Source organism: Bradyrhizobium sp. SZCCT0148, assembly GCF_018129985.1.
In the GTDB taxonomy this organism is placed as follows: Bacteria; Pseudomonadota; Alphaproteobacteria; order Rhizobiales; family Xanthobacteraceae; genus Bradyrhizobium; species Bradyrhizobium japonicum_H.
The window spans coordinates 22,176-44,689 of the sequence record NZ_JAFCKT010000018.1 but is presented as its reverse complement, the minus strand read 5'-3'; the positions used below and the strand labels follow the sequence as shown (position 1 = coordinate 44,689).

At 66.1% G+C, this 22,514-nt stretch carries 21 protein-coding genes; 15 read left to right on the top strand and 6 right to left on the bottom strand.

Going from position 1 to position 22,514, the window contains the following annotated elements:
- The first annotated feature begins 141 nt into the window (after positions 1-141).
- The 8 genes from JQ580_RS30590 (at position 142) to JQ580_RS30555 (ending at position 7,811) form a co-directional block, all read left to right on the top strand.
- Positions 142-582 (top strand): EamA family transporter, encoded by a 441-nt coding sequence (locus JQ580_RS30590; protein WP_212284572.1) that lies wholly within the window; start codon positions 142-144, stop codon positions 580-582.
- A gap of 35 nt (positions 583-617) precedes the next feature.
- Positions 618-2,072, top strand: a complete 1,455-nt coding sequence (locus JQ580_RS30585; RefSeq protein ID WP_212284570.1) for a sensor histidine kinase — start codon at positions 618-620, stop codon at positions 2,070-2,072.
- A complete protein-coding gene (locus tag JQ580_RS30580; protein WP_212284567.1) occupies positions 2,057-3,418 on the top strand; it encodes a sigma-54-dependent transcriptional regulator in 1,362 nt (453 codons plus the stop codon). Before JQ580_RS30585 ends, JQ580_RS30580 begins: the two co-directional genes overlap by 16 nt.
- 110 nt (positions 3,419-3,528) lie before the next feature.
- A complete protein-coding gene (locus tag JQ580_RS30575; RefSeq protein ID WP_212284565.1) occupies positions 3,529-4,254 on the top strand; it encodes a hypothetical protein in 726 nt (241 codons plus the stop codon).
- 35 nt (positions 4,255-4,289) lie between these two features.
- Positions 4,290-4,904 carry a hypothetical protein gene (locus JQ580_RS30570; protein WP_212284563.1) on the top strand — a complete coding sequence of 205 codons (615 nt, stop codon included), beginning with the start codon at positions 4,290-4,292 and terminating at the stop codon, positions 4,902-4,904.
- Between the two features lie 40 nt (positions 4,905-4,944).
- Positions 4,945-6,213, top strand: a complete 1,269-nt coding sequence (locus JQ580_RS30565) for an MFS transporter (RefSeq protein WP_212284561.1) — start codon at positions 4,945-4,947, stop codon at positions 6,211-6,213.
- 25 nt (positions 6,214-6,238) lie between these two features.
- Positions 6,239-7,489: an arsenic transporter gene (locus JQ580_RS30560; protein ID WP_212284559.1), complete on the top strand. Its 1,251-nt coding sequence runs from the start codon at positions 6,239-6,241 to the stop codon at positions 7,487-7,489.
- Between the two features lie 97 nt (positions 7,490-7,586).
- Entirely contained in the window at positions 7,587-7,811 is a 225-nt protein-coding gene (locus JQ580_RS30555; protein ID WP_212284557.1) for a hypothetical protein, read from the top strand.
- A 49-nt stretch (positions 7,812-7,860) separates the two neighbouring features.
- On the opposite strand, the gene JQ580_RS30550 is transcribed toward JQ580_RS30555, so the two are convergent.
- Both JQ580_RS30550 and JQ580_RS30545 read right to left on the bottom strand, forming a co-directional pair.
- Positions 7,861-9,225, bottom strand: coding sequence for an MFS transporter (locus JQ580_RS30550; RefSeq protein ID WP_212284555.1), 1,365 nt, complete (start codon positions 9,223-9,225; stop codon positions 7,861-7,863).
- 26 nt (positions 9,226-9,251) lie between these two features.
- Entirely contained in the window at positions 9,252-10,016 is a 765-nt protein-coding gene (locus JQ580_RS30545; protein WP_212284553.1) for a GntR family transcriptional regulator, read from the bottom strand.
- Between the two features lie 178 nt (positions 10,017-10,194).
- Between JQ580_RS30545 and JQ580_RS30540 the strand changes: the two genes are divergently transcribed.
- Genes JQ580_RS30540 through JQ580_RS30530 form a run of 3 tightly spaced genes read left to right on the top strand, consistent with a single transcriptional unit; the run spans position 10,195 to position 13,226 of the window.
- Positions 10,195-11,394 carry a mandelate racemase/muconate lactonizing enzyme family protein gene (locus JQ580_RS30540; RefSeq protein WP_212284551.1) on the top strand — a complete coding sequence of 400 codons (1,200 nt, stop codon included), beginning with the start codon at positions 10,195-10,197 and terminating at the stop codon, positions 11,392-11,394.
- Positions 11,395-11,406: 12 nt separating this feature from the next.
- Positions 11,407-12,174 carry an SDR family oxidoreductase gene (locus JQ580_RS30535; RefSeq protein WP_212284549.1) on the top strand — a complete coding sequence of 256 codons (768 nt, stop codon included), beginning with the start codon at positions 11,407-11,409 and terminating at the stop codon, positions 12,172-12,174.
- A gap of 20 nt (positions 12,175-12,194) precedes the next feature.
- Positions 12,195-13,226: an L-idonate 5-dehydrogenase gene (locus tag JQ580_RS30530; protein WP_212284547.1), complete on the top strand. Its 1,032-nt coding sequence runs from the start codon at positions 12,195-12,197 to the stop codon at positions 13,224-13,226.
- A gap of 65 nt (positions 13,227-13,291) precedes the next feature.
- Here the strand turns inward: JQ580_RS30530 and JQ580_RS30525 are convergent, their stop codons facing one another.
- Positions 13,292-14,194 (bottom strand): DUF3280 domain-containing protein, encoded by a 903-nt coding sequence (locus JQ580_RS30525; protein ID WP_212284546.1) that lies wholly within the window; start codon positions 14,192-14,194, stop codon positions 13,292-13,294.
- Positions 14,195-14,385: 191 nt separating this feature from the next.
- Here JQ580_RS30525 and JQ580_RS30520 point away from each other — a divergent pair, with 191 nt between their 5' ends.
- Both JQ580_RS30520 and JQ580_RS30515 read left to right on the top strand, forming a co-directional pair.
- On the top strand, positions 14,386-15,768 hold the full coding sequence (locus JQ580_RS30520; RefSeq protein WP_212284545.1) for a sensor histidine kinase: 1,383 nt from the start codon (positions 14,386-14,388) through the stop codon (positions 15,766-15,768).
- Positions 15,765-16,427, top strand: coding sequence for a response regulator (locus JQ580_RS30515; RefSeq protein ID WP_212284543.1), 663 nt, complete (start codon positions 15,765-15,767; stop codon positions 16,425-16,427). The genes JQ580_RS30520 and JQ580_RS30515 overlap by 4 nt, the downstream gene beginning before the upstream one ends.
- A 29-nt stretch (positions 16,428-16,456) precedes the next feature.
- On the opposite strand, the gene JQ580_RS30510 is transcribed toward JQ580_RS30515, so the two are convergent.
- Entirely contained in the window at positions 16,457-17,440 is a 984-nt protein-coding gene (locus JQ580_RS30510) for a VOC family protein (protein ID WP_212284541.1), read from the bottom strand.
- Between the two features lie 144 nt (positions 17,441-17,584).
- Here JQ580_RS30510 and JQ580_RS30505 point away from each other — a divergent pair, with 144 nt between their 5' ends.
- Complete coding sequence (locus JQ580_RS30505) at positions 17,585-18,376, top strand: DNA-binding transcriptional regulator (RefSeq protein ID WP_212284539.1); 792 nt, start codon at positions 17,585-17,587, stop codon at positions 18,374-18,376.
- Positions 18,377-18,425: 49 nt separating this feature from the next.
- Here the strand turns inward: JQ580_RS30505 and JQ580_RS30500 are convergent, their stop codons facing one another.
- Both JQ580_RS30500 and JQ580_RS30495 read right to left on the bottom strand, forming a co-directional pair.
- Positions 18,426-19,610: a cytochrome P450 gene (locus tag JQ580_RS30500; RefSeq protein ID WP_212284537.1), complete on the bottom strand. Its 1,185-nt coding sequence runs from the start codon at positions 19,608-19,610 to the stop codon at positions 18,426-18,428.
- A 33-nt stretch (positions 19,611-19,643) separates the two neighbouring features.
- The gene (locus tag JQ580_RS30495) at positions 19,644-20,825 is read right to left on the bottom strand and encodes an ABC transporter substrate-binding protein (RefSeq protein WP_249134556.1); all 1,182 of its coding nucleotides are present in this window, start codon (positions 20,823-20,825) and stop codon (positions 19,644-19,646) included.
- Positions 20,826-20,998: 173 nt separating this feature from the next.
- Between JQ580_RS30495 and mhpA the strand changes: the two genes are divergently transcribed.
- Positions 20,999-22,507: a bifunctional 3-(3-hydroxy-phenyl)propionate/3-hydroxycinnamic acid hydroxylase MhpA gene (mhpA, locus tag JQ580_RS30490; protein WP_212284535.1), complete on the top strand. Its 1,509-nt coding sequence runs from the start codon at positions 20,999-21,001 to the stop codon at positions 22,505-22,507.
- The last annotated feature ends 7 nt before the right edge of the window (positions 22,508-22,514 follow it).

The window sequence follows — 22,514 nt, the reverse complement described above, 5'->3', positions numbered from 1 at the left end:
CACGCACCTGTCGCAAACGCCGTCATACGAGCGAAGCGAAGCAACCCCGAACCTGTCCGCGAAGGGATCTGGATTGCTCTGTCACGCCCCTCGCAAAGAAGGCGCGGGCGTGTCGTCGCTGAACGAACGGATATCGATGAAATGAGACCCGCCCTTCTCTCAGCCTGGCAAACATGGGCCCTGCTGTCCGCCTGCTTTGCTGCGCTCACAGCGATCTTCGCCAAGATCGGCGTCGAGAACATCAATCCGGATCTGGCGACCTTCATTCGCACCGTCGTGGTGCTGCTCGCCTTCTCGGTCCTGCTGTTCTTCACCGGCCAGTTTGCGGTGCCGTCGGCGGTCTCATCGCGAACATGGCTGTTTCTGGTGCTGTCGGGACTTGCGACCGGGGCGTCATGGTTGTGCTATTTCAGGGCTCTCAAGCTTGGACCGGCCACCCTGGTGGCACCGATCGACAAGCTCAGCGTCGTGCTGGTCGCCCTGTTTGCCTTTGCCTTCCTCGGCGAGCGCCCGACCGGCCAAGGCTGGCTCGGCATCGCCATGATCGGCGCCGGCGCGGTGCTGCTGGCGGTGAAGCTGTGAGGCACCAATTCTCGTTCTCGCGCGTTTCCTAGCGCATGCGTTCTCTCCGCTCCCGACTGCTTGCCCTCTGGATCATGCTGGTGGTATCCGGCATGGCCACCGGCTATCTGCTGTTCGAATCCTTCCAGCAAACCGCGAATGCGCGGCTGGCGCGCTCCGAGGAGTTGGCAGCGCGGGCCTGCCGCGACCTTGCCGATCGCTACCAATTCTTCGTCACGGGCTGGAGCGGCGGCGAGATCGACGATCAGCTGAAGCAGCAGCTTGCGGCGGTCGTCCAGAGCGCGCTCTCCGGTGCGGCCGGCGTCGAAGGCGGAATCTGGCAGGCGGATGCCAGCTCCCTCGCCTACGCGTTTCCGACCTATGAAGGCACCGGGCCGAAGACAGACCTGCCCGCGGCCGAGTTCAACACCATTCGCGACGTCAATACGGAAGCGCAGCGATCCGGCCGGCCCTCCTCGATCCGGCAAAGCGGACGGTCACAAGTGCTGATCGTTCATGCCTGTCCGCTGCGCGGCCCGCTGGCCGGCGTGACCGGATGGACCATGACGCGGGCATTCACGGCGGAGGGGCCGGCCTACAATCAGTTGCTCGCCGGACTCCTGTTGCTGGCTCTCACGATTTTCGGCTCAGCCGCCTGGCTTGCACACGTGCTCTATGTCTGGTCGCGCAAGATCAACCGGATCGAGGCCGCTCTGGACGCACCGCACGCCGGCACCATCGACCTGCCGACTTTGCCGCGGACCGGCGCTCCCGAACTCGACCGCCTGGTCGATGCGCTCAATAGCACCGGCGAACGCCTGTCGGTGGAGCGACGCCGCGCTGCCGCAGCCGAGCGGCTCGCAGCGCTCGGGCGCATGTCGGCGGGCCTGGCGCATGAAATCCGCAATCCCATCGCCGCCATGCGGCTGAAGGCGGAGAATGCGCTGGCGGTCGCCGACGGCTCGCGCAGCGAAGCAGCCCTGACCTCGATCCTGCAACAGGTTGACCGGCTCGACGTCCTGCTGCGCGACCTCCTGGAGATGACGCAGGCGCGCGAGCCCCGGCTCGCGGAGGTCGATCTCGAAACCTTCCTGATGCGCACGGTCGAGACTCATCGCGACCTCGCCGCGGCCCGGAACATCGCGTTGACCGTGGGAACCGGGCCTGCATCCTCGCCGTTACCGCAGTTCGATCCGCTCCAGATGCAGCGGGCCCTGGATAATTTGATCATCAACGCCATTCAGAATACGTCCGCGGGCGGCGCGATCAGCGTGGATGCGCGCCGGAGAGGCGACATGTTGCTGCTTCAGGTGTCCGACAATGGTCCCGGCATTCCCGACGAACTGCGCGAGCGCCTGTTCGAGCCGTTCGTCACCGGGCGCGCCGACGGCACTGGTCTGGGGCTTGCCATCGTCCGCGAGATCGCGCGCAATCATCGTGGCCATGTCCGCCTGGTCCGCTCCGTCGGCGGCGCGGAATTCGAGATCGAGGTGCCATGGCAACCGTCCTGATCATCGACGACGACCGCGCCCTGCGCGAAGGTCTCGCCGAGGCCCTTGCCGATCTCGGCCATGAACCCCGCCTCGCCGCGTCCGGCCGCGAAGGCCTGGCGGCATTGAACGACGAGGTCGATGTGGTGCTGCTCGATTTGCGCATGCCGGGCGGCATGGATGGGATCGAGGTCCTGCGTCGCATCCGTGCGAGCGCCGGCTGCCCGCATGTCGTGGTGCTGACCGCGTTCGCCAGCGCCGCCAACACGATCGAGGCGATGCGACTCGGCGCCTTCGATCATCTCAGCAAACCGATCGGCCGCGCGGAACTGAAGGCCCTGCTGGAGCGCCTGCCCGGGCGCGCGCCGGTGATTGCGGCTCCGGAGGACGACGCCGGGGATGGCCTGATCGGATCGAGCGAGCCGATGCGCAGCGTGCAGAAGGCGATCGGTCTCGCCGCCGACAGCGACGCCAGCGTGCTGATCCGCGGCGAGACCGGCACCGGCAAGGAGCTGGTGGCGCGCGCGCTTCACATTCACGGCAAGCGCAAGGACGGTCCCTTCGTCGCGGTCAATTGTGCGGCGATACCCGCCGACCTGCTCGAAAGCGAGTTGTTCGGTCACGTCAAGGGATCCTTCACCGGCGCGACCGCCGACCGGTCAGGCGCCTTCCGCGATGCCGCCAACGGCACGCTGTTCCTCGACGAGATCGGCGACATGCCGCTGCCGATGCAGGCGAAGATCCTCCGCGCCCTGCAGGAGCAAGTGATCACGCCGGTCGGAGGCAAGCCCGTACGGACCAACGCGCGGATCATTGCCGCCACCCACCGCGATCTCGCCAGGCTCGCCGCGACCGCAGACTTCCGAGAAGACCTCTATTACCGGCTCGACGTGGTGCAGATCGCGCTTCCTCCGCTGCGCGATCGTGTGGCGGACATCGTGCCGCTCGCCCGACACTTCCTCGCGCGCGCGGGCGCGAGCAACAGCCGTCACAAGCAGCTCAGCGAAGCCGCGATCGACAAATTGCAGCGCCATCCTTGGCCAGGCAACGTCCGCGAACTGCGCAACGCGATCGAGCGCGCCTGCATCATGACACGCGGAGACGTGATCGGGGCGGAGGACATCGACACCAGCGCCAATCCGGCCGCGGCAGTCCCGGCGCCGGACAATGCGGACCTGCCCGCGGCGGTCGCGCAGCTCGAGAAGCAGATGATCGAGCGCGCGTTGGGGGCCTCCGCCGGCAATCGCACGGAGGCGGCACGCCGTCTCAACATCAACCGCCAACTGCTCTACACCAAGATGCAGCGCTACGGTCTTGCCGAGGCGTCAGAAAAGCTGACAGACCGTGTCGGCAAAGACGACGCCTGATTCCGCAAGCTCAGCAAAAACTCCTTTCAGATCAATCGTTTTGCGACTGGCACATGGCTTGCTGAACCCTGCGTAAGCGACGAGGTCGCGATCACGACAGGAGTTGTTCCATGAAGACCACACGCATACGCGCGCTGTTCTGGGTGTTGCTCGCCACCACAGCAATCGGCAGCGGGGCCGCCGCCTATTCGCAGGCCCGGGATTCCATGTGGGATTCCTCGCAGCTTCCGGAATCCCGCGGGACCGTGAAGCAGTACACCTTGACGCCGCGCGGCGACGTCGACGGAGTCATTCTCACCGACGGCACCGAGGTGAAGCTGCCGCCGCATCTCAGCGCCCAGACGGTGTTTGCCATCCGCCCCGGCGACCAGGTTTCGGTGCGCGGCTTGCGCGCACGCGCCATTCCGCTGGTCGACGCGGCGTCGATCACCAATGTGGCGACCGGCAAGAGCGTCATCGACAACGGCCCGCCGGACCGGCGCGGCAGCAATGACGACCAGACCATCAGCGGCCGCATCGCCCTGCAATTGCACGGCAAGCGCGGCGAGGTGAACGGCGTCGTGCTCGATGACGGCACCACGCTGCGCCTGCCGCCTCCGGAAGCCGAACGCGTGCAGGACCAGCTCGCTCAGGGCCGAAGCATCTCGGTGCGGGGCGACGTGCTCGATACCCCCCTCGGCAAGGTCGTCGACGTGCGCGCGATCGGCGCCTCGCCGGAGCAGATGACCGAGGTGCGCGGCCCTCGCCCGCCCGGACCGAAGGACGGCCCGGATCGTCGTGGTCCCCCGCCGCCGCCTCCGGGCTTCGGTCCGCCGCCCCCGCCGCCCCGCGGCTGACCCACGCTTCACACATCAACAGGAAGAGCTGCATCATGCACTGGATCGATCCCGACAGCCTGCCCGAGACGGCAGGCACCTTTGAGCGCTTCGTGCTCAACCCTCACGGCGAAGTCGACGGCTTCGTTCTGAGAGACAAGACAACGGTTGTCCTCGTTCATACGCCACCGCATATGGATGCGGAACTCACCCGCCATCTCAAGCAAGGCGAGAAGGTTCGCGTCCGCGGCGTGCGGCCACGCGGCGCGGCCCTGCTGGCCGCCGTCGCGGTGATCACCGCTGGCGACCGCGAGATCGTGGACAACGGCCCGGACCACGACCGCGAGCATCCCAAGGTGAAGCACGTCCCGATGGCGGCGGAGGGCACGGTCGAGCTGTCGCTGTTCGGCCCCGAGGGCGAACTGCGCGGCGCGCTCTTGTCTGATGGGACCGTGCTGCGCATCGGCCCGAAGGAGGCCGAGCACGTCGCCGCCTTGCTCGCGCCCGGTGCGGTGGTCGCGGCGCGCGGCGACGGCGTTCAGACCAAGCATGGCCGCGCGATCCATGTCGACGAGATCGGCCCGGATGAGGATCGGCTGAAGCCGATCAAGAAGCCGAAACCGAAGGACAAGAAGCCCAAGCACGGCCACCCGCACGTCCGCGCGGCCTGACCGGACGCTTCACAGGACCTGGGCGAGGAAGGAGACATTCATGTCTGACACGCACGACAAGGCACGGGCCGGCCGCGCGCTCGATGCCGCCAATTTCTTCCTCGCCGACGTCCGCGACGGCCTCGGCCCGTACCTTGCCGTCTATCTGCTCACCGAGCAGCATTGGGACGAGGCACGGATCGGCCTCGTGATGTCGGTTGCGACCATCGCCGGCATTGTTGCCCAGACGCCGGCCGGCGCACTGGTCGATGCGACTCGCGCGAAGCGGACGGTGATGGCAGTCGCCGCGATCCTCGTGACGCTCGCGTCATTGTCGCTGCCCTTGTTTCCGAGCTTCCTGCCGGTCGCGATCTCGCAAGGGGTTGCGCAGGCGGCCGGCGTGATTTTTCCGCCGGCGATCGCCGCCGTTTCGCTCGGCATCTTCGGACATCGCGCCTTCACCAAACGGATAGGCCGCAACGAAACCTTCAACCATGCCGGCAACGCCGTCGCGGCGGGCCTGGCCGGACTGTCGGCCTACTGGTTCGGACCGACGGTCGTGTTCTATTTGCTCGGCGGCATGGCCGTCGCAAGTCTCATCAGCATCCTCGCCATTCCCGAACGGACGATCGACCACGATCTCGCACGCGGGATGGACGGGGCGAACGAAGCCGAGCAACACGACCGGCCTTCAGGGCTGAAAGTGCTGCTGACCTGCCGCCCGCTACTCGTCTTCGCCATCTGCGCGCTCCTGTTTCACCTCTCCAACGCTGCGATGCTGCCGCTGGTTGGGCAGAAGCTGGCGTTACAGGACAAGAATCTCGGCACCAGCCTGATGTCCGCCTGCATCGTCGCGGCGCAGCTGGTGATGGTGCCGTTTGCGATGCTGGTTGGCGCCAAGGCCGACACGTGGGGACACAAGCGATTCTTTCTTGCCGCACTGCTGATCCTGCCGGTCCGCGGCGCGCTCTACACGCTCTCCGACAATCCGTTCTGGCTGGTCGGCGTGCAACTTCTCGACGGCGTCGGCGCCGGCATCTTCGGCGCGATCTTTCCGGTCATCGTCGCCGACCTCATGCGCAACACCGGCCGCTTCAACGTCGCGCAAGGCGCCGTCATCACCGCCCAGAGCATCGGCGCCGCGCTGTCGACGACGCTGGCCGGCTTCGTCGTGGTCGGCGGGGGCTACAGCGCGGCGTTCATCAGCCTCGGCGTCGTCGCCGCGATCGGCGCCGTGATCTGCCTTCTCGCGCTGCCCGAGACACGACATGGCGGCCAACGCCGGCGGGGGGAGACAGCGCCGCCGGCATCCGCTATCGCTGCCGAATGATCACACTTCACGTCAAGGACTGACCGTGCCGTCTGACGCCATCTGGGCCTGGAGCATCATCGTCGTCGCGACCGCATGCGTCATCATCCGGCCGTTCCGCCTGCCCGAAGCGATCTGGGCCGTGATCGGTGCGGGCGCCCTGGTGCTGTCAGGCCTGCTGCCCTGGCGGGACGCGCTCACCGGCGTCGAGAAGGGCCTCGACGTCTACCTCTTCCTGATCGGCATGATGCTGATCGCCGAGCTGGCGCGGCTGGAAGGCCTGTTCGACTATCTCGCCGCGCTCGCGGTGGAATATGCGGCCGGCTCGCCGCAGCGGCTGTTCCTGCTGGTCTATCTCGTCGGCACGCTGGTCACGGTGCTGCTCTCCAACGATGCCACCGCAATCGTGCTGACGCCCGCCGTCTACGCAGCGACGCGCGCGGCCGGCGCAAAGCCGCTGCCCTATCTGTTCGTCTGCGCCTTCATCGCCAATGCCGCGAGCTTCGTGCTGCCGATCTCCAATCCCGCCAACCTCGTGGTGTTCGGCGCGCGCATGCCCGAGCTCACCGAATGGCTGCGCATGTTCGCCCTTCCCTCGGCGGCGTCGATCGTGCTGACCTACATCGTGCTGCGGCTGACCCAGCACCGCGCCCTGAAGGGCGAGACGATTGCGTCCAGCGTGCCGCATCCCAAGCTTGGCCGCGGCGGCAAGCTGACGGCGATCGGCATCATCGCGATCGGCATCGTGCTGGTCACGGCGTCCGCGCTGGACAAGCAACTGGGCTTGCCGACCTTCATCTGCGGCGGCGTGACGGCTGCGATCGTGCTTCTGATCAGCCGACAGTCGCCGCTCCCCGTGCTGCGCGGCGTATCCTGGAGCGTGCTGCCGCTGGTCGGCGGGCTGTTCGTGATGGTGGAAGCGCTGGTCAGGACCGGCGTGATCGCTCAGCTCAGCGCGCTGCTGCATGAAGCGGTGGCGCAGTCGGTGCCGAAGGCGGCCTGGAGCGTCGGCATTGCGACCGCGATCGCCGACAACATCGCCAACAACCTGCCCGTCGGTCTCGTCGCCGGCTCGGTCGCCGCCAGCGACCATTTGCCGGCGCCCGTCGTCAGCGCCATCCTGATCGGCGTCGATCTCGGCCCCAATCTGTCGGTGACAGGCTCGCTCGCCACCATCCTCTGGCTGGTCGCACTGCGCCGGGAAAAGATCGAGGTCGGTGCCTGGCCTTTCCTCAAGCTCGGCCTGCTGGTGACGCCGCCGGCCCTGATCGCGGCCCTGGCGGCGGCGATCCGATAATCGATCGCTGTTTGCGGCGCATCAATGCGGCCGCCCAGGGCGGCGCTATCCTTCATTCTGCCGCGCGGCCCTGTGGTGCGCGGCAAGGAGGTTGATCATGCAGATCCAGTCGAAGGCGTTGCCGCAGAGTTATTCCCTGCGCCGCTCGTTTCAATTCCTCGGCGCCAACCAAACGGAAAGCCACCCGTTGCTGCTGGTTGCGGCCATCGTGCTGCTGACCCTGTTCACGATCGTGGAAGTCGACCTTCACAGCGCTCAGCTCCACGCCATCGGCCTGCTCGGCCACGGCACCGGGATCGATCCCGTCTTCCTGAGCCCCTAGCCGCTCAGACGGTCCCGATCGCGGCCTTGGCCGCGACCGGGTGATTCCGTCAATCGTTCTCGTAGCCGTAGACTTCCGGCAGAATGAAGATAGCGGCGAGCAATCCGATCAGCGGGAAGATCGCGACCATCAACGTGGCATTCGCCTGCCCGATCGCGGCGAACACCGTCGGGAACAGGAAGATCGCCAGAAACGACGGCAGCTTCACGAACATGTAGGCGAAGCCGGAGGCCGTGCCGCGATATTTCGGCTTGGCGACCATGGTCGGGATCGTCATGCAGTTCGACGCGTCCCAATAATGGCCCCACAGCATCGCGGCGGCCGCGAACGGCAGCAGGATCTTGTTGTCGGTGTAGAGCGCGAAGGCTGCCACCAGCAGCGAGACCAGCACGATCGAGAAGCCGGCGATCGAGATGCCGCGATGGCCGATCTTCGGCGTCAACAGCGGTCCGACCCAGCCGGACAGAGCGGCGAAGGAGAACAGCGCCATCGTCACCAGATTGATGCCGAGCACGCTCGACACGCCGACCATGACAAAGAGCACCGGCAGATAGAACGCGAAGGTCGAGAACTCGCTGGCTTGCACGAAGCAGGCGATCCAACCGTAGACCGTGGCGCGCCAGCGGATCGGATCCTTCCTGAGGTCGGCGATGAAGTCACGGGTGCTGACTTTCGGCACCACGACGTCCTGGTCGGGCAGCATGTCGAGATTGTCGTTGAACATCTCGCGCGCGACCTGCTTGGCCTCGCGGTAGCGTCCCTTCTGCACCAGCCAGACCGCCGTCTCCGGCACGTCGTGGCGCATGATCAGGATGATCAGCGCCGGCAGCGCACCGAGGCCGAGCGTCACGCGCCACAGCGTCTCGTGGTTGATGTCGAGCAGCAGGAAGATCACGATGACGCCGATGGTGAGGACTTCACCAACCGCGAACATGAACTGCCAGCGGTTGCCCATGACCTCGCGCTCACCCTTGGCCATGGATTCCATGATGTAGGTGTAGCCGGTCGAGATATCCGAACCGAGCGGAATGCCGAGCAGGAAGCGAACCACGACGAGCCAGAACACATTGGGCACGAAGGCCTGCGCCAGTGCGAGCACGATGAAAAGCACCATCGTGACCAGGAACATGACGCGGCGGCCGATCTTGTCGGAGAGCCAGCCGCCGAGCAGCGCGCCGATCAGGGCGCCGCCTTGCGTTCCGGCAGCGGCGAGACCGAGCATCAGCGGATCGGGATTGAACTGCTCCTTGATGAAGATCAGCACGAAGGCGATCGAATACAGATCCCAGGCCTCGACCAGGATCGAGGCCATCATCAGCCAGCCGACCTTGTTGCCCTTGGGACTGTAGTTGGTGATGAGGTAGCGGACCGCAGCTTCGCTCGCGGTCGGTTGTGGCATCGCCATCGTTGACATTTTTTTGGTCCTTCCTTCGAAACGCTCTACGTGCCGAGCAGCGGCTCGATGCTGCAATCGAGCAGGCGCGGGTCGATCCCCGCTTCCATGCCGGTGAATATCTCGCCCATGTAGTCGATCAGCCCATCGCTCGCCTTCACCGCGTCCTCGACGCGCCGGGAGGCCACCGCGGCGAGAATGGCGAGATGACGATCAATCGTGCCCGACAGATCGGCCTGCCCCGGCATGAAGCGGTGGTGGATGTAGCCGATGCGGCGGTACAGCGTGTGCAGAGGCCGCAGCGTGTGCACCAGGAACGGCTCGCCGGCCGCTTCCAGCACCAGCGCGTCGATGCGGCGGTCGATGTGGTTGAATTCGTCGAGGGTGAGGCTGGCGCGACGCTCGCGCAGCAGACGCTCGATGTGCAGCGCCTGATTGCGATGCGAGAGGCTGGCACGGTCGGCCGCAAGGCGGATTACGAAACGCTCCATGTCTCGGCGCAAGGCCAGCAGCATGCGCTCCCGCGCGAGATCGATCGGCGCGATGTGCAGGCCGTGGCGCGGCCGGATGATGATGAGCGTGTCGGCGGACAGACGATTGACGGCGTGATGCACCGGCGTACGGCCGAAACCGGTGATCTGCTGCAACTCCAGCATCGTCATGAATTGTCCGGGTTTGAGCTCGCAATGAACAAGGAGCTCTTCGATCTTCTGATAGGCCAGCTCGAAGAAGTTAAGCCGGTTGCGTCGCGAGGGCTTGCCCTCGTCGTTGTCGTTCCTCACCAATTCGAGCGTGCGCTTGCGCTTTGCCATCTCGTTCTCTCCCGTCAGGTCCGCGCGCTCGTTGCTGGGTGGCGCCCTCTTTGTCGCAGCCTTAAAACATGTTGTGATATATTACAAGCAGGCGTAAGACGTCGGCGCGAGCTGCATCATGCTGCAGTGCGAAATGAGACGTCAGGCGCGAGGCGCCTGTGATGGGAGGAAAGTTGCCGTGAAGATCACGTCGATCGAGACGCTGCGCACCGAGGAATTCTCCAACGTCATCTGGGTGCGCGTTCACACCGACTCGGGCATGATCGGTCTCGGCGAGACTTTCTATGGCGCGGGCGCGGTCGAGGCACAGATCCACGACACCTTTGCCGGCCGCCTGCTCGGCCGCAATCCGCTACACATCGAGGCGATCCACCGCGACATGCTGAACCTGCCGATGGCGCAGTCTTCCACCGGCGTCGAATATCGCGCGGCCTCCGCAATCGATATTGCGCTGTGGGATCTGTTCGGCAAGGTCTGCAATCAGCCGGTGCACCAGATGCTCGGCGGTCTCTGCCGCGACAAGCAGCGCATCTACAACACCTGCGCCGGCACGCAATATGTGCGCTCGACCAATATCAGCCCGGTCGCGAACTGGAATCTCGGTGGCAACAAGGGGCCCTACGAGGATCTCGACGGTTTCATGAACCGCGCCGATGCACTCGCCGAAAGCCTGCTCGAAAGCGGCATCTCCGCGATGAAGATCTGGCCGTTCGATCCGGCGGCGCAGGAGAACAAGGGCCTCTACATCACCGCCGCCCAGATGAAGCAGGCGATCGAGCCGTTCGAGAAGATCCGCAAAGCCGTCGGCGACAGGATGGAGATCATGGTCGAGCTCCACTCGCTCTGGAACCTGCCGACCGCCAAGCAGATAGCGCGTGCGCTCGAGCCCTACAAGCCGACCTGGTACGAAGACCCGATCCGGATGAACTCGCCGCAGGCGCTGGCCGAATATGCCCGCTCCACCGACGTGTGGGTCTGCGCCTCGGAGACGCTGGGCTCACGTTTTCCCTACAAGGACATGCTCGACCGTGACGCGATGCACGTCGTGATGGCGGATCTGTGCTGGACCGGCGGCCTCACCGAGGGGCGCAAGATCGCGGCGATGGCCGAGACCTATCACCGGCCCTTCGCGCCGCACGATTGCATCGGCCCGATCGGGTTCATCGCCGCCATCCACATGTCGTTCAGCCAGCCCAACACCCTGATCCAGGAATCGGTGCGCGCGTTCTACAAGGGCTGGTACAATGAACTTGTCACCACGATGCCCGTGATCAAGGACGGCTTTGTCTATCCGATGGAAGGTCCCGGTCTCGGCGTCGACCTCCTGCCCGCGGTATTCGACCGTTCCGATCTCACCGTGCGCCGCTCCAACGTCTAAGGACTTTTCGACATGAGCACCGCCCTCTTCGATCTCACCGGCCGCACCGCGCTCGTGACCGGATCCTCCCGCGGGCTCGGCCGCGCCATCGCCGAAGGCATGGCCAAGGCCGGCGCCAGGATCATCGTCAACGGCGTCGATCCCAAACGCGTCGAGCAGGCCATCGCCGAGTTCCGTGCCGCCGGACATCAGGCCGAAGGCGCAGCCTTTGACGTCACCGACGAGCCCGCCATCGTCGCGGCTTTCGAGCGCTTCGATCGCGAAGGGCTCGAGATCGACATTCTCGTCAACAACGCCGGCATCCAGCACCGCAAGCCGCTGGTGGAGTTCACCACCGACGAATGGCGCAAGGTGATCGAGACCGACCTCACCAGCGCCTTCGTGATCGGCCGCGAGGCCGGCAAGCGCATGATTCCGCGCAAGCGCGGCAAGATCATCAATATCGGCTCGCTCGGCAGCGAGCTTGCGCGCCCGACCATCGCGCCCTACACCGCGGCCAAGGGTGGCATCAAGAACCTGACCCGCTCGATGGCGGTGGAATGGGGCCAGCACGGCATCCAGGCCAATGCGATCGGCCCCGGCTACATGCTCACCGACATGAACGAGGCGCTGGTCAACAACCCCGATTTCAACAATTGGCTGATGGGCCGCATCCCATCCAAGCGATGGGGCAAGCCGGAAGAACTGGTAGGCGCAGCGATCTTCCTGGCGTCGGACGCCTCGACCTATGTCAACGGCCAGATCATCTATGTCGATGGCGGCATGATCGCCGCGATGTAATCGCCAACAGGGAGCAAGCCATGCGCGCCGTCGTCATCCACGCCCCGAAGGATCTGCGGATCGACAGCTACCCCGATCCGGCCCCCGGTCCGGGCGAGGTCCGCGTCAAAATCGCCAACGGCGGCATCTGCGGCTCCGATTTGCATTATTACCACCACGGCGGTTTCGGCGTCGTGCGCATTCAGCAGCCGATGGCGCTGGGCCACGAGATCGCCGGCGTGGTCGCCGCCGTCGGCGACGGCGTCACAGGCGTAAAATCAGGCACGCGCGTTGCGGTCAACCCGAGCAAACCATGCGGGGCGTGCCTGCATTGCCAGGAAGGCATGCGCAACCAGTGCCTCGACATGCGTTTTCTCGGCAGCGCGATGCGTTTTCCTCATGTGCAGGGCGGCTTTCGCGAGTTCATCACCGTCGATGCCACGCAGGCCGTGCCGATCGCGGACAAGTTGTCGTTGGCTGAGGCTGCGGTCGCCGAGCCGCTCGCGGTGTGCCTGCATGCCGGCAAGCAGGCCGGCCCCCTGCTCGGCAAGCGCGTGCTGATTACCGGCTGTGGTCCGATCGGCGCGCTGATGATTTTGGTCTCGCGCTTCGGCGGTGCGGCCGAGATCGTCGTGACCGACGTGGCCGACGCGCCACTGGCCGTCGCCAAAAAGCTCGGCGCGACGCACGCCATCAACGTCGCGACGAACGCCAATGCGCTCGATCCCTGGCGCGCCGGCAAGGGCGTGTTCGACACCCTGTTCGAAGCTTCCGGCAATCAGGCCGCGCTGCGCACAGCTCTCGACGTGCTCCGGCCCGGCGCCACGCTGGTGCAGCTCGGCCTCGGCGGCGAGATGACGCTGCCGATCAATTCCATCGTTGCCAAGGAATTGCAGCTGCGCGGCACCTTCCGCTTCGATCCCGAGTTCGAGCTAGCGGTACGGCTAATGGGCGAAGGCCTGATCGACGTGAAGCCGCTGATCACGGCGACGATGCCGTTCGAGAACGCGGTCGCCGCCTTCGAGCTTGCCAGCGACCGCTCGCAATCGATGAAGGTCCAGCTCACTTTCTAGACGGTTTTCCGATTAGATCATGCTCAGAGGCATAACCTGAAGCGCGATGGCGACTCGTCCTCATCTCATCGCGCTTTAGCCGCGTCGGCGGCCTGCTGGCTCTCGATCAGCCGGTCGCTCACCAGTCGAACCGCACCGCGCTTCCAGGAGTAGTCCGCACCCATGCGCAGGCCGCTGTCGCCACGCGCCAGCACCTCACCGGTGCGGGCGTCGCGCAGCTGAAAGCCGAGCGTGTATTCGGTGCGGCTCACTCGTCGCACCACGCCGATCAGTGACTGATCAGCACCGAGCTCTTTCGCAATCGCCGCCTCGCAGCCGCCGCAGTCACGTAAAGCGCGCGCATTGGCCACCTCGCCCCTGATGTCGACGATCCGGTAGCGGCCGGACTGGCCGAGCACGTCACGTACGCCGCCGGTGGCCTCGGCAAGGTACGATGCATCCGAAGCCGCCGAGGTGCCCACCGAGGCGGCGGTGGTGTCCTCCAGCTCGAACTCGAACACGGCGAGCGCGACCGGCACGGGCGTACCGAGCGCCGCGATGACTTCGCGGGCGAGGAACGCTTCGGCGCGGTCCCAGGCCTCGTCGTTGTCGCCGCGGAACGTGTACAGCTTCTCGAATAGGACCTTGTTGGCCGCGGTATCGATCACGGCGACCCGCGCCCATTGCACCAGTGTGCTCGTCTTCTGGACGCCGCCGACGACCTTGAATTTTGCATCGGTTTGTCCGGCTGGCACGAGATGGTAACGCTTGTCCGCCCCGACATCCCGACGCAGCGCGACCATGAATGCGCCCAGCCGCTTCTCGTGGACGGCGGTCTGGTCAACCGGCTCGCCGGACGTATCCAGATACTGGAATTCTTCGATCGACACGCCGGCCGGCGCTGCCGCAGCCGCCGCGGCGCCGGCAGGCGAGACATCCACGAGGACGGCAAGGAGAAGCGCAGGGAGGATCAACCGGATGGAGTGCATGAGCGGGGCCTCGCAGCTGGAGCCGTTCGCAAATCTTGGCGGCAGCCGGAGCCCATGCAACGGCGACCGTCCCGGCAAGCGCCGGGAGAATTTCACGCCATTGCACTGCGGTAGAGCGTAGCGCTTTGCGCGGCCGGCATTCTGCCGTTTACTGCGGCGGCGACAAACCGTTCGCGCAAGGTGCCCGCCCGATGTGGAACCGCCCGAGATTCGACCTCAAGGTTCGGTTGACGTTGCGCGTGGCCACCATAACGGCCGCCTGCTTCGCTGCAATCTCCGCCTATTTCCTGATCGCAGCCGATCGCGAGGCTCATGCGCGCCTCGACGGCATCGCGGCGATTGTCGCGAAGTCGCTGGAGCTGCAGCAGGGCAAGATCCAATGGGTGGCCGGCCCGCGCGACTTTCCCAACCTCGATCCCGTCGCGGCCTATGTGATGACGCCTGGCCTGTGCCTGGCATTTCGTGGCCCGGGCGGCGAGATGCTGCAGCGGTTCTGCAGCGGCGCGCCTGCCCCGGAGAGCCCGCCGCCGCAGGCCTTTGCGGCCTTCTATCGCGGGCTGTTCGACCCCGGCCGCGAAGCGGCACGGCCCGTGATCGTGCGCGGCGCAAAGCTCGGCGAGACCGTGGTTTCGGTCGACCCCGCCGTGCGAACGGCGGAGGCCTGGCACGACGCCGGCCGCCTGACGATCGCCCTTGCGATCGCGCTGCCGCTGTTGTGCCTGCTGGTCTACGCCGCGCTGGCGCGCGCGCTGCGCCCGACCCGTCTGATCCGCACCGGCCTCGAGCGGATCGCCGCGAACGACCTCTCGGCGCGGCTGCCGCCGTTCGATCTCGCCGAACTCTCCGCGATTCGCGACGGCTTCAACCATCTTGCCGAAAACCTCGACAATGCGCTGGCCGAACGCAGCGAGCTGACGCGCAAGCTGATTGCGCTGCAGGACGACGAGCGCCGCCATCTGGCGCGCGAGCTGCACGATGAGTTCGGCCAGTCGCTCGCCGCCATCCGCGCACTCGCCTCCTCCGCCCGCCAGACCGCGGTGCAAGACTGCCCCGCCTTGCTCTCCGAGTGCGACGGCATCGCGCGGACCGCGACCGGCATGATGGAGATGCTGCGCGGCACGCTGTTCCGGCTGCGACCGCCCGACGTCGAGGAACTCGGGCTGGTTGCGAGCCTGGAAGGCCTCGTCGCAGGCTGGAACGGACGCAGCCGCGGCGAGACCCGCTTTTCGATTCATTTCGACGGCGCGTTCGAGACCCTCCCCGCAGCCGTCAGCGCCAACCTCTACCGCATCGTACAGGAAGCGCTCACCAACGCCGCCAAGCATGCCGGCGCCACGAAGGTCGACCTGCATTTGACGATGGCGGCAAACGAGATCGCACTTGCCATCGACGACGACGGCCGGCCGAACGATGCCTCCAGCAAATCCGGCATGGGCCTGCTCGGCATGCGCGAGCGCGTCGCGGCCCTGCGCGGCCGGATGAGCTTCGAAGTCGGTGCCAACGGCGGCTCGGCGCTGCGCGTCGTCATTCCGCTCACCGCCACCGACCGGCCCACGCTGGAGCAGGCGGCATGAGCGCGGCCGATGCCTCCATCTTGCTGGTCGACGACCATTCCGTGGTCCGCGAGGGCTACCGCTCCGTGCTGCAGAAGCAGCCGGGCCTGCGCGTCATCGCCGAAGCCGCCGACGGCGCGGAGGCCTATCGTCTGTACAAATCCGAGACACCGGACCTCGTCATCATGGATCTGAGCATGCCCGGCATCGGTGGCATCGAGGCCGTCAGGCGGATCCGGCAGTGGGACAAGGGCGCAAGGATCCTGATCTTCACCATGCACCAGAACGCGGGCTTCGCCGTGCAGGCGATCCGCGCCGGCGCCAGGGGTTACGTCACCAAGACCAGTCCGCCGGAAACGCTGGTGCGGGCCGTGATGGACGTGCTCGCCGGCAAGATTGCCATCAGTCCCGACATCGACCACGAACTGGCGCTGAGCCGGCTCGGCGACGAAAGCACGGCCGCCGACGTTCTCACCGCCCGCGAGTTCGAGGTGCTGCGGCTGCTGCTCGCCGAGAAGACCACAGACGAGATCGCGCAGACGCTGCATGTCAGCCCGAAGACGGTGGCGAACCTGCATTCGCTGATCAAGGACAAGCTCGGCGTCGGCTCCGACATCGAGCTGGTCCGCCTCGCGCTGCGCCAGGGACTGTTGACCGAGCCCGATCTCGGCGAGGCCTGATCGCCCAGGCGACGCCGCATCGCCACGGATCATTCGCGCGCGACCACCTGGTCCAGCCACGCGCAGTTGAGCGGCGGCACGCGGGGATCGGCGACGCGCACGCCGCGCGCCGCCGCATCGAGCCGCATGTCGCGCAGGCGCTTGCGCTGCTCTTCCGGCATATGGAGACGCTCGTGGCCCCACAGCGACGGCCCATCGAACGTCTCGTGCGGTTGCCAGGTCTCGGGATCGATCACGCGCGCGCCCCAGCCATATTCGATGAAGAACTCCGACGGGGTGTTCACGTAAAACGAGGTCATGTGGTCGTTGGTGTGCCGGCCCAGCGTATAGGCGATACGGCCCTCGTCCAGTTGCGCAAGGTCGTAGCCTTGGCCGACATCATCGAGGCTGCCGAGCTCGACCATGAAGTGGTGCATCGCCTTGCGCCCCGAGCCGACCATCGCAAAGGAGTGGTGGCGGCCGTTGACGTGGAAGAAGTAAAGCCCGTAGGGCTTCAGTCCGAAATCCGAGACGTGGAAGCCGAGCACGTCGCGGTAGAACGGCAACAGCAGTTCGACATTCACCACGTTGAGCACGACATGCCCCATGCCGAGCGCGCCGGTGCGAAAGCCCGAGATCGGCCGCCCCGGCTGGAATGGCTCGGTCGCAAGCTCCGGCTTGCAGAAGGCCTCGAGCCGGTTGCCGGCGGGATCAGCGAACGCGATCAGCTCGGCGACATGACGCTCGTCGGCGAGCGCGCGCGAGCCGCGCGTCACCTTGACGCCGTGGCTTTCGAGCCGCGCGGCCAGTTGATCCAGCTCTGCTGCGGACGGAACTTCCCATCCCATCACCGCAAGGCCGGCGTCGCTGCTGCCGTCGACGATCAGCCGCTGCTTGCGATCGTCCATGCGGAAGGCGCGCATCGTGCCGCCGCGATCGACCTGCTGCATGCCGAGCAGCCCCGTCGCCATCCGGCCCCACTGGTCGAGCTGCGATGAGTTGATCCCGATATAACCGAGCGCGGTGATTTCCATCGAATTCCTCCCGAAGGCATCGTGTGTGCCGCAATGCGGCGAACTTGATACCGGCCGCGCACGCTTTTAACGTAGCGTTCCGCAATCGCTTCGCGTTCGCAACGATAATCGCGAGACCGTGCGTCACAAGGGAGGAAATGCGAAGTGTCCAAGGAGCGGACGGACAGGGCTGTCCCCCGGCAGTCGGAAGGCGTCCGCGCCTTCAAGCGCGGGCTCGACGTGCTGCGGGAGGTCAACCGCTCGGGCGGCATCCGTGCCGGCGACGTCGCCCGCGCGCTCGACCTGCCCCGCCCCACCGTCTACCGCCTGCTCGAAACGCTCGAGGAACTCGGCTATATCGCCCGCAGTGCCAGCGACGACCGCTTTCGCGTCACCCGGCGCGCGCTGAGCCTCGGCGACGGCTACGATCCCGGCGTGGTGATTTGCCAGGCGGCGGCGCCCTATCTCGCCGAGCTCAGCAGGACCCTGGTCTGGCCGGTCGATCTCTCCACCTACGAGAACGCGGCAATGGTGGTGCAGGAGACCACGCATTCGCGCAGCCCGCTCTCGATCGACCGCGGCATGATCGGCAAACGACTGCCGATGCTGCGGACCTCAGCGGGCCGCGCCTATCTCGCCGCCTGCCCCGCCCACGAGCGCGAACTGATCCTCAATCATCTGCGCCGCATCGACGAGGCCGACGACCGCCCCTTTCTCGACGAAGCCCGCCTCGATCGCATGATCGCGGAGACGCAGGCCCGCGGCTATGCGATCCGCAGCGAGGGCGAATTCAATCCCAAGACGGCGTCGATCGCCGTTCCCATCGTGCGCAACGATGCCGTGTTCGGCTGCATCTCCATCATCTGGATCCGTTCGGCGCTGGGAATCGAGGAGGCTGTCGCCACCTTCGTCGAGCCGATCCGCAGCGCCGCGGCAACCATCGATTTGGGGAGCTGAATTGGCGCCTCGCTTCGGCAAGGGTATCGACCATCGCGCACGGCGTCGGCTACGCGCGAACGATTTGGACCGGCAGAGACGCGAGACCGCGCAACACGTTGTTCATCGCGAGCACGGGCTCGCCGATCCGGAACCCAGCGACGCGTTCCACGAGAACCTCAAGCAGCGCCGTCATCTCCAGCCGGGCCAGATGCAGGCCTGCGCACATATGCGTGCCGTTGCCGAATCCGAGATGATCGTTGGCGCGGCGCCTGACGTCGAATTGCTCGGGATCCTGCCACTTTCGCTCGTCGCGATTGGCCGACGCGTAGAGTAGCAGCACCCGGCTGCCGCGCGGTACGGCCATCCCGCCAATGGTCGCATCGGCCGCGAGGTGCCGTGTGAACCCGCGGACCGGCGATTCCAGCCGCAAGGACTCGTTGATTGCGTTGGGGATCAGGGACGGATCGTTGCGGACGAGATCCCATTGGTCGGGATGGCGGCCGAACAGCAGGATGAGGTTGGCCGTTGCGAAGATCGTCGTATCCAGACTTGGTCCGAGATAATCCCGCATCAGGACCGGACAGCGTTCAGCCTCGACCTCGCCCCGATCTGCCGCTGCAAAGATCCGGTCGCCCCAACTGCCGGGCCTCAGCCGCGTCCTGATCTCATCTCCGCCGAGATAGGCACGCATTTCCTGAACGTCTTTCAGCGCCGCGCACGCCCGTGCGTTCATGCCACCCAGCACGTTGAAGGTCGCCGCAGCCCATCGCAACATGCTGCTGCGGCCGTAATCCTCCAGCCCGACGAGTTTCGAGACGATCGTCAGGGGCAGGTGCTGGGCCAGATCGGTCACCGCATCGAACGCGCCGCGGGCGACGAGATCGTCGATCAGCAGGCCGGCCTCCGCCCTGATCTGCGGCGCGATGTCTTCGAGGGCCCGCGGCAACAAGGGCGCCGCGATGATGGCGCGCAACCGGTCATGCAGAGGCGCATCGCTCGCCAGCGTCGTGCCGCGCGAGATCTCGTTGACATGATCGTTCGCCGCAACCCCCTGGGCCGACGAGAACAATGCTGGGTTTCGCAACGCTGCACGGACATCGTCGAAGCGGGCGACCACATGGAGACCGCTTCGTGGTAGCCAGACCACCGCGCCCAGTTCGCGTAGCGCGCGATAATGCGGATATGGGTCCTGCAAGACCTCATCGCTGTAGAGATCGACGTCGTAGACCGGTTGTCCGGGAACGGCCGGCATTCTTTAACCTCTCTGATCAGCCAAGAGCACGCTTCAGTGCACCGCCACCCATTCGCCCTTCTCGAGCCGACCGAGCGTCAGCGCGCTCTGGTCGAGGCCGGTGTGGTCGTTGGCTCCGTAATTGTAGACGCCACGCGAGCCGGCCACGCCCTTGAGCCCTTCGATGGCACTGCGGAGTCCTTCCCGGAATTCGGCGGTGCCGGGCTCTCCCGCCTTGAGCGCCGCGGGCGCGGCGCGCTCGACCAGGAGCAACGCGTCATAGGCTGAGCCCGCAAAGATGTTGCGGCTTCCCGGACCGAACTTGGCCTCGTAGCGCTGAATGAATTCCAATGCAGCCTGCTTGGCGGGATGCCCATCCGGCAACGAGGCCGCCCCCACGGCCGGGCTCAGCGGCACGAAGATCCCGTCGCCCTGGGCGCCGGTCAGCTTGCGAAAATCGCCGAAGGTCGCACCGAGCGTGCCGTACACCTTGCCCTCATAGCCCTTTTCGCGAAGTTGAAGCAGCGGCAGCGCCGCAGGCGCGCCGGAGGCTGCAATGAGAACGGCGTCGGGATTGGCGGCGACGATCTTGAGCACCTGCCCGCTGACGGTGGTGTCGGTGCGCGCATATTTCTCGTCGGCAACCAGCTTGATGCCATTGGCCGCAGACATGTCCGCGACGACCTTGCTCCAGGCGTCACCGTAGGAATCGCCGAAGCCGATCAGAGCGAGTGTCTTGACGCCGGTCTTCTTCATGTGAGCGAACAACGGTGTCGCTTCGTGATCGTCGTTGGTGGTCGTCTTGAAGATCCAGCGCTTGCGCGCGTCGACCGGCGCGACCAGCGCGTTGACGGGCGCCAGGGTGATGACAGGAAGCCGGTATTCGACCGCCGGATCGATCACGGCAAAGGAGCCTGGCGTCGTGGTCGGACCGACGAGGATGTCGATCTGGCTGCCCTGGAACAATTTCCGCAGCGCCGCGACCGCCGCGGTGCTGTCCGAGGCCTCGTCGAGAAACAGATAGTTGATCTTGTGTCCCGCAATTTCGGTCGCGCCAAAGCTGGTCCCGTTGCGCTCGGCATTGCCGATCGCCGCGGCCGGGCCGGTGGCAGACAGCAGGATCCCAACGTTGATGTCCGCGGCCCGAGCCGGCGTCGCCAAAAGCTGGATCGCAAGACAGGCCACTCCCGCGTATTTCAGCATCGTCGTTCCCTCCGCGGCTGCCTCGATCGACAACCTGCACTTTTTTTCCTGCCATTAGCTAGCCGGGCCGAACCTGTTCAAGACAGCCCAATTGCCGAAATGTCCGGCTGGCGGACAGCGGCTGTTTCGCCGTTCGTCGTCCGCAGGGCGGACACTTGGCGCGGCGGCGTTGCTACCGCGGCGCGGCTCGGAAAGAGATACCCCCCATGCAAGATAAATCCGTCCCTGAAGACTATGACGTCGTCATCGTCGGCCGCGGCCCGGTCGGCGCCACGCTCGCCAATTTGCTCGGCCGTTGCGGCGTGCGGACTCTCGTGCTGGAGCGCGAGGCGCGGACCTATCATTTGCCGCGTGCCGTGCATTTCGACGACGAATGCATGCGCGTGTTCCAGACCATCGGCCTCGCCGACGCGATCCTGCCGCACGTCATCCTCAGCCCCGGCATGCTGTTTCTGGATGCCGACGGCAAGATGCTGCTGGATTGGTCGCGGCCGCAAACCCCGACCCCGATGGGCTGGAATCTCAGCTACCGCTTTCACCAGCCCGATCTGGAGGACGTGCTGATCGGCGGCCTTGCCCGCTTTGCACACGTCACCCTGCAGAGCCGCTGCGAGGTCTTCGCGCTCGACCAGGACGAGCACGGCGTGCGCGTCCGCTACGAGGATCTCTCCAACGGCAAGTTGTGCGAGGTCCGCGCGGCCTATGTCGTCGGCTGCGACGGCGCGCGCTCTCTGGTTCGCCGCTTCATCGGCTCCGGCATGGACGATCTCGGATTCCACGAGCGCTGGCTGGTGATCGACGTGCTGCTCAAGCGCGCGCGCGAGGATCTCGGCGACTACAGCATCCAGCATTGCAACCCCGCCCGCCCCGCGACTTACGTGCGCGGCACCGGAACGCGGCGGCGCTGGGAGATCACGGTGCACCCGCACGAGGATTCCCAGGATGTTGCCCAGCCGGCGAAAGTCTGGGAGCTGCTGTCGCGCTGGATCACGCCTGAGGATGCCGAACTCGAACGCGCCGCGGTCTACACGTTTCATTCGGTGATCGCACAACAATGGCGCAGCGGCCGATTGCTGCTGGCCGGCGATTCCGCGCACCAGACCCCGCCCTTCCTCGGCCAGGGCATGTGCGCCGGCATCCGCGATGCCGCCAACCTCGCCTGGAAGCTCGCCGCAATCATTCAGGGCGGCGCCGCGCCCGATCTGCTCGACAGCTATCAGAGCGAACGTCAGCCGCATGTGCGCGAGTTCATCGAGCTCGCCATCCGGCTCGGCGGCATCATCAACACAAGGGCGATCGAGGCCGGCCTTGCCGTGGGCGAAGCGCGTCCGAATGCGCCGGCCAAACTGGAGGTGAAAAAGCCCCTGCTCGGCCCTGGACTGGCGCTGGCGGATCTGCCGCTGTCTCGCCATCTCGCGCCTCAATTCGTGCTCGGCAATGGACAGCGCAGCGACGACCGCACCGGCTACCGCCCCGTGCTGCTCGTCGAGACCACGGCCGCCCTGCCGTCGCGCCCCGCTCTGGCGCGGGCCGGATTCGAGATTCTCACCGCCGACGATGCAAAGGGCATTGGCGACTGGCTGCGCGAACACGGCATCATCGCCGCACTGGTTGGTCCCGACCGCTATATCCGCGGCACCGCCCGCAACGAGATCGAGCTCGACCGACTCGCCGCCGCCGCCATTCCCCCCAACCCCGTGCCGTCCGCGGCCTGATCCCAGG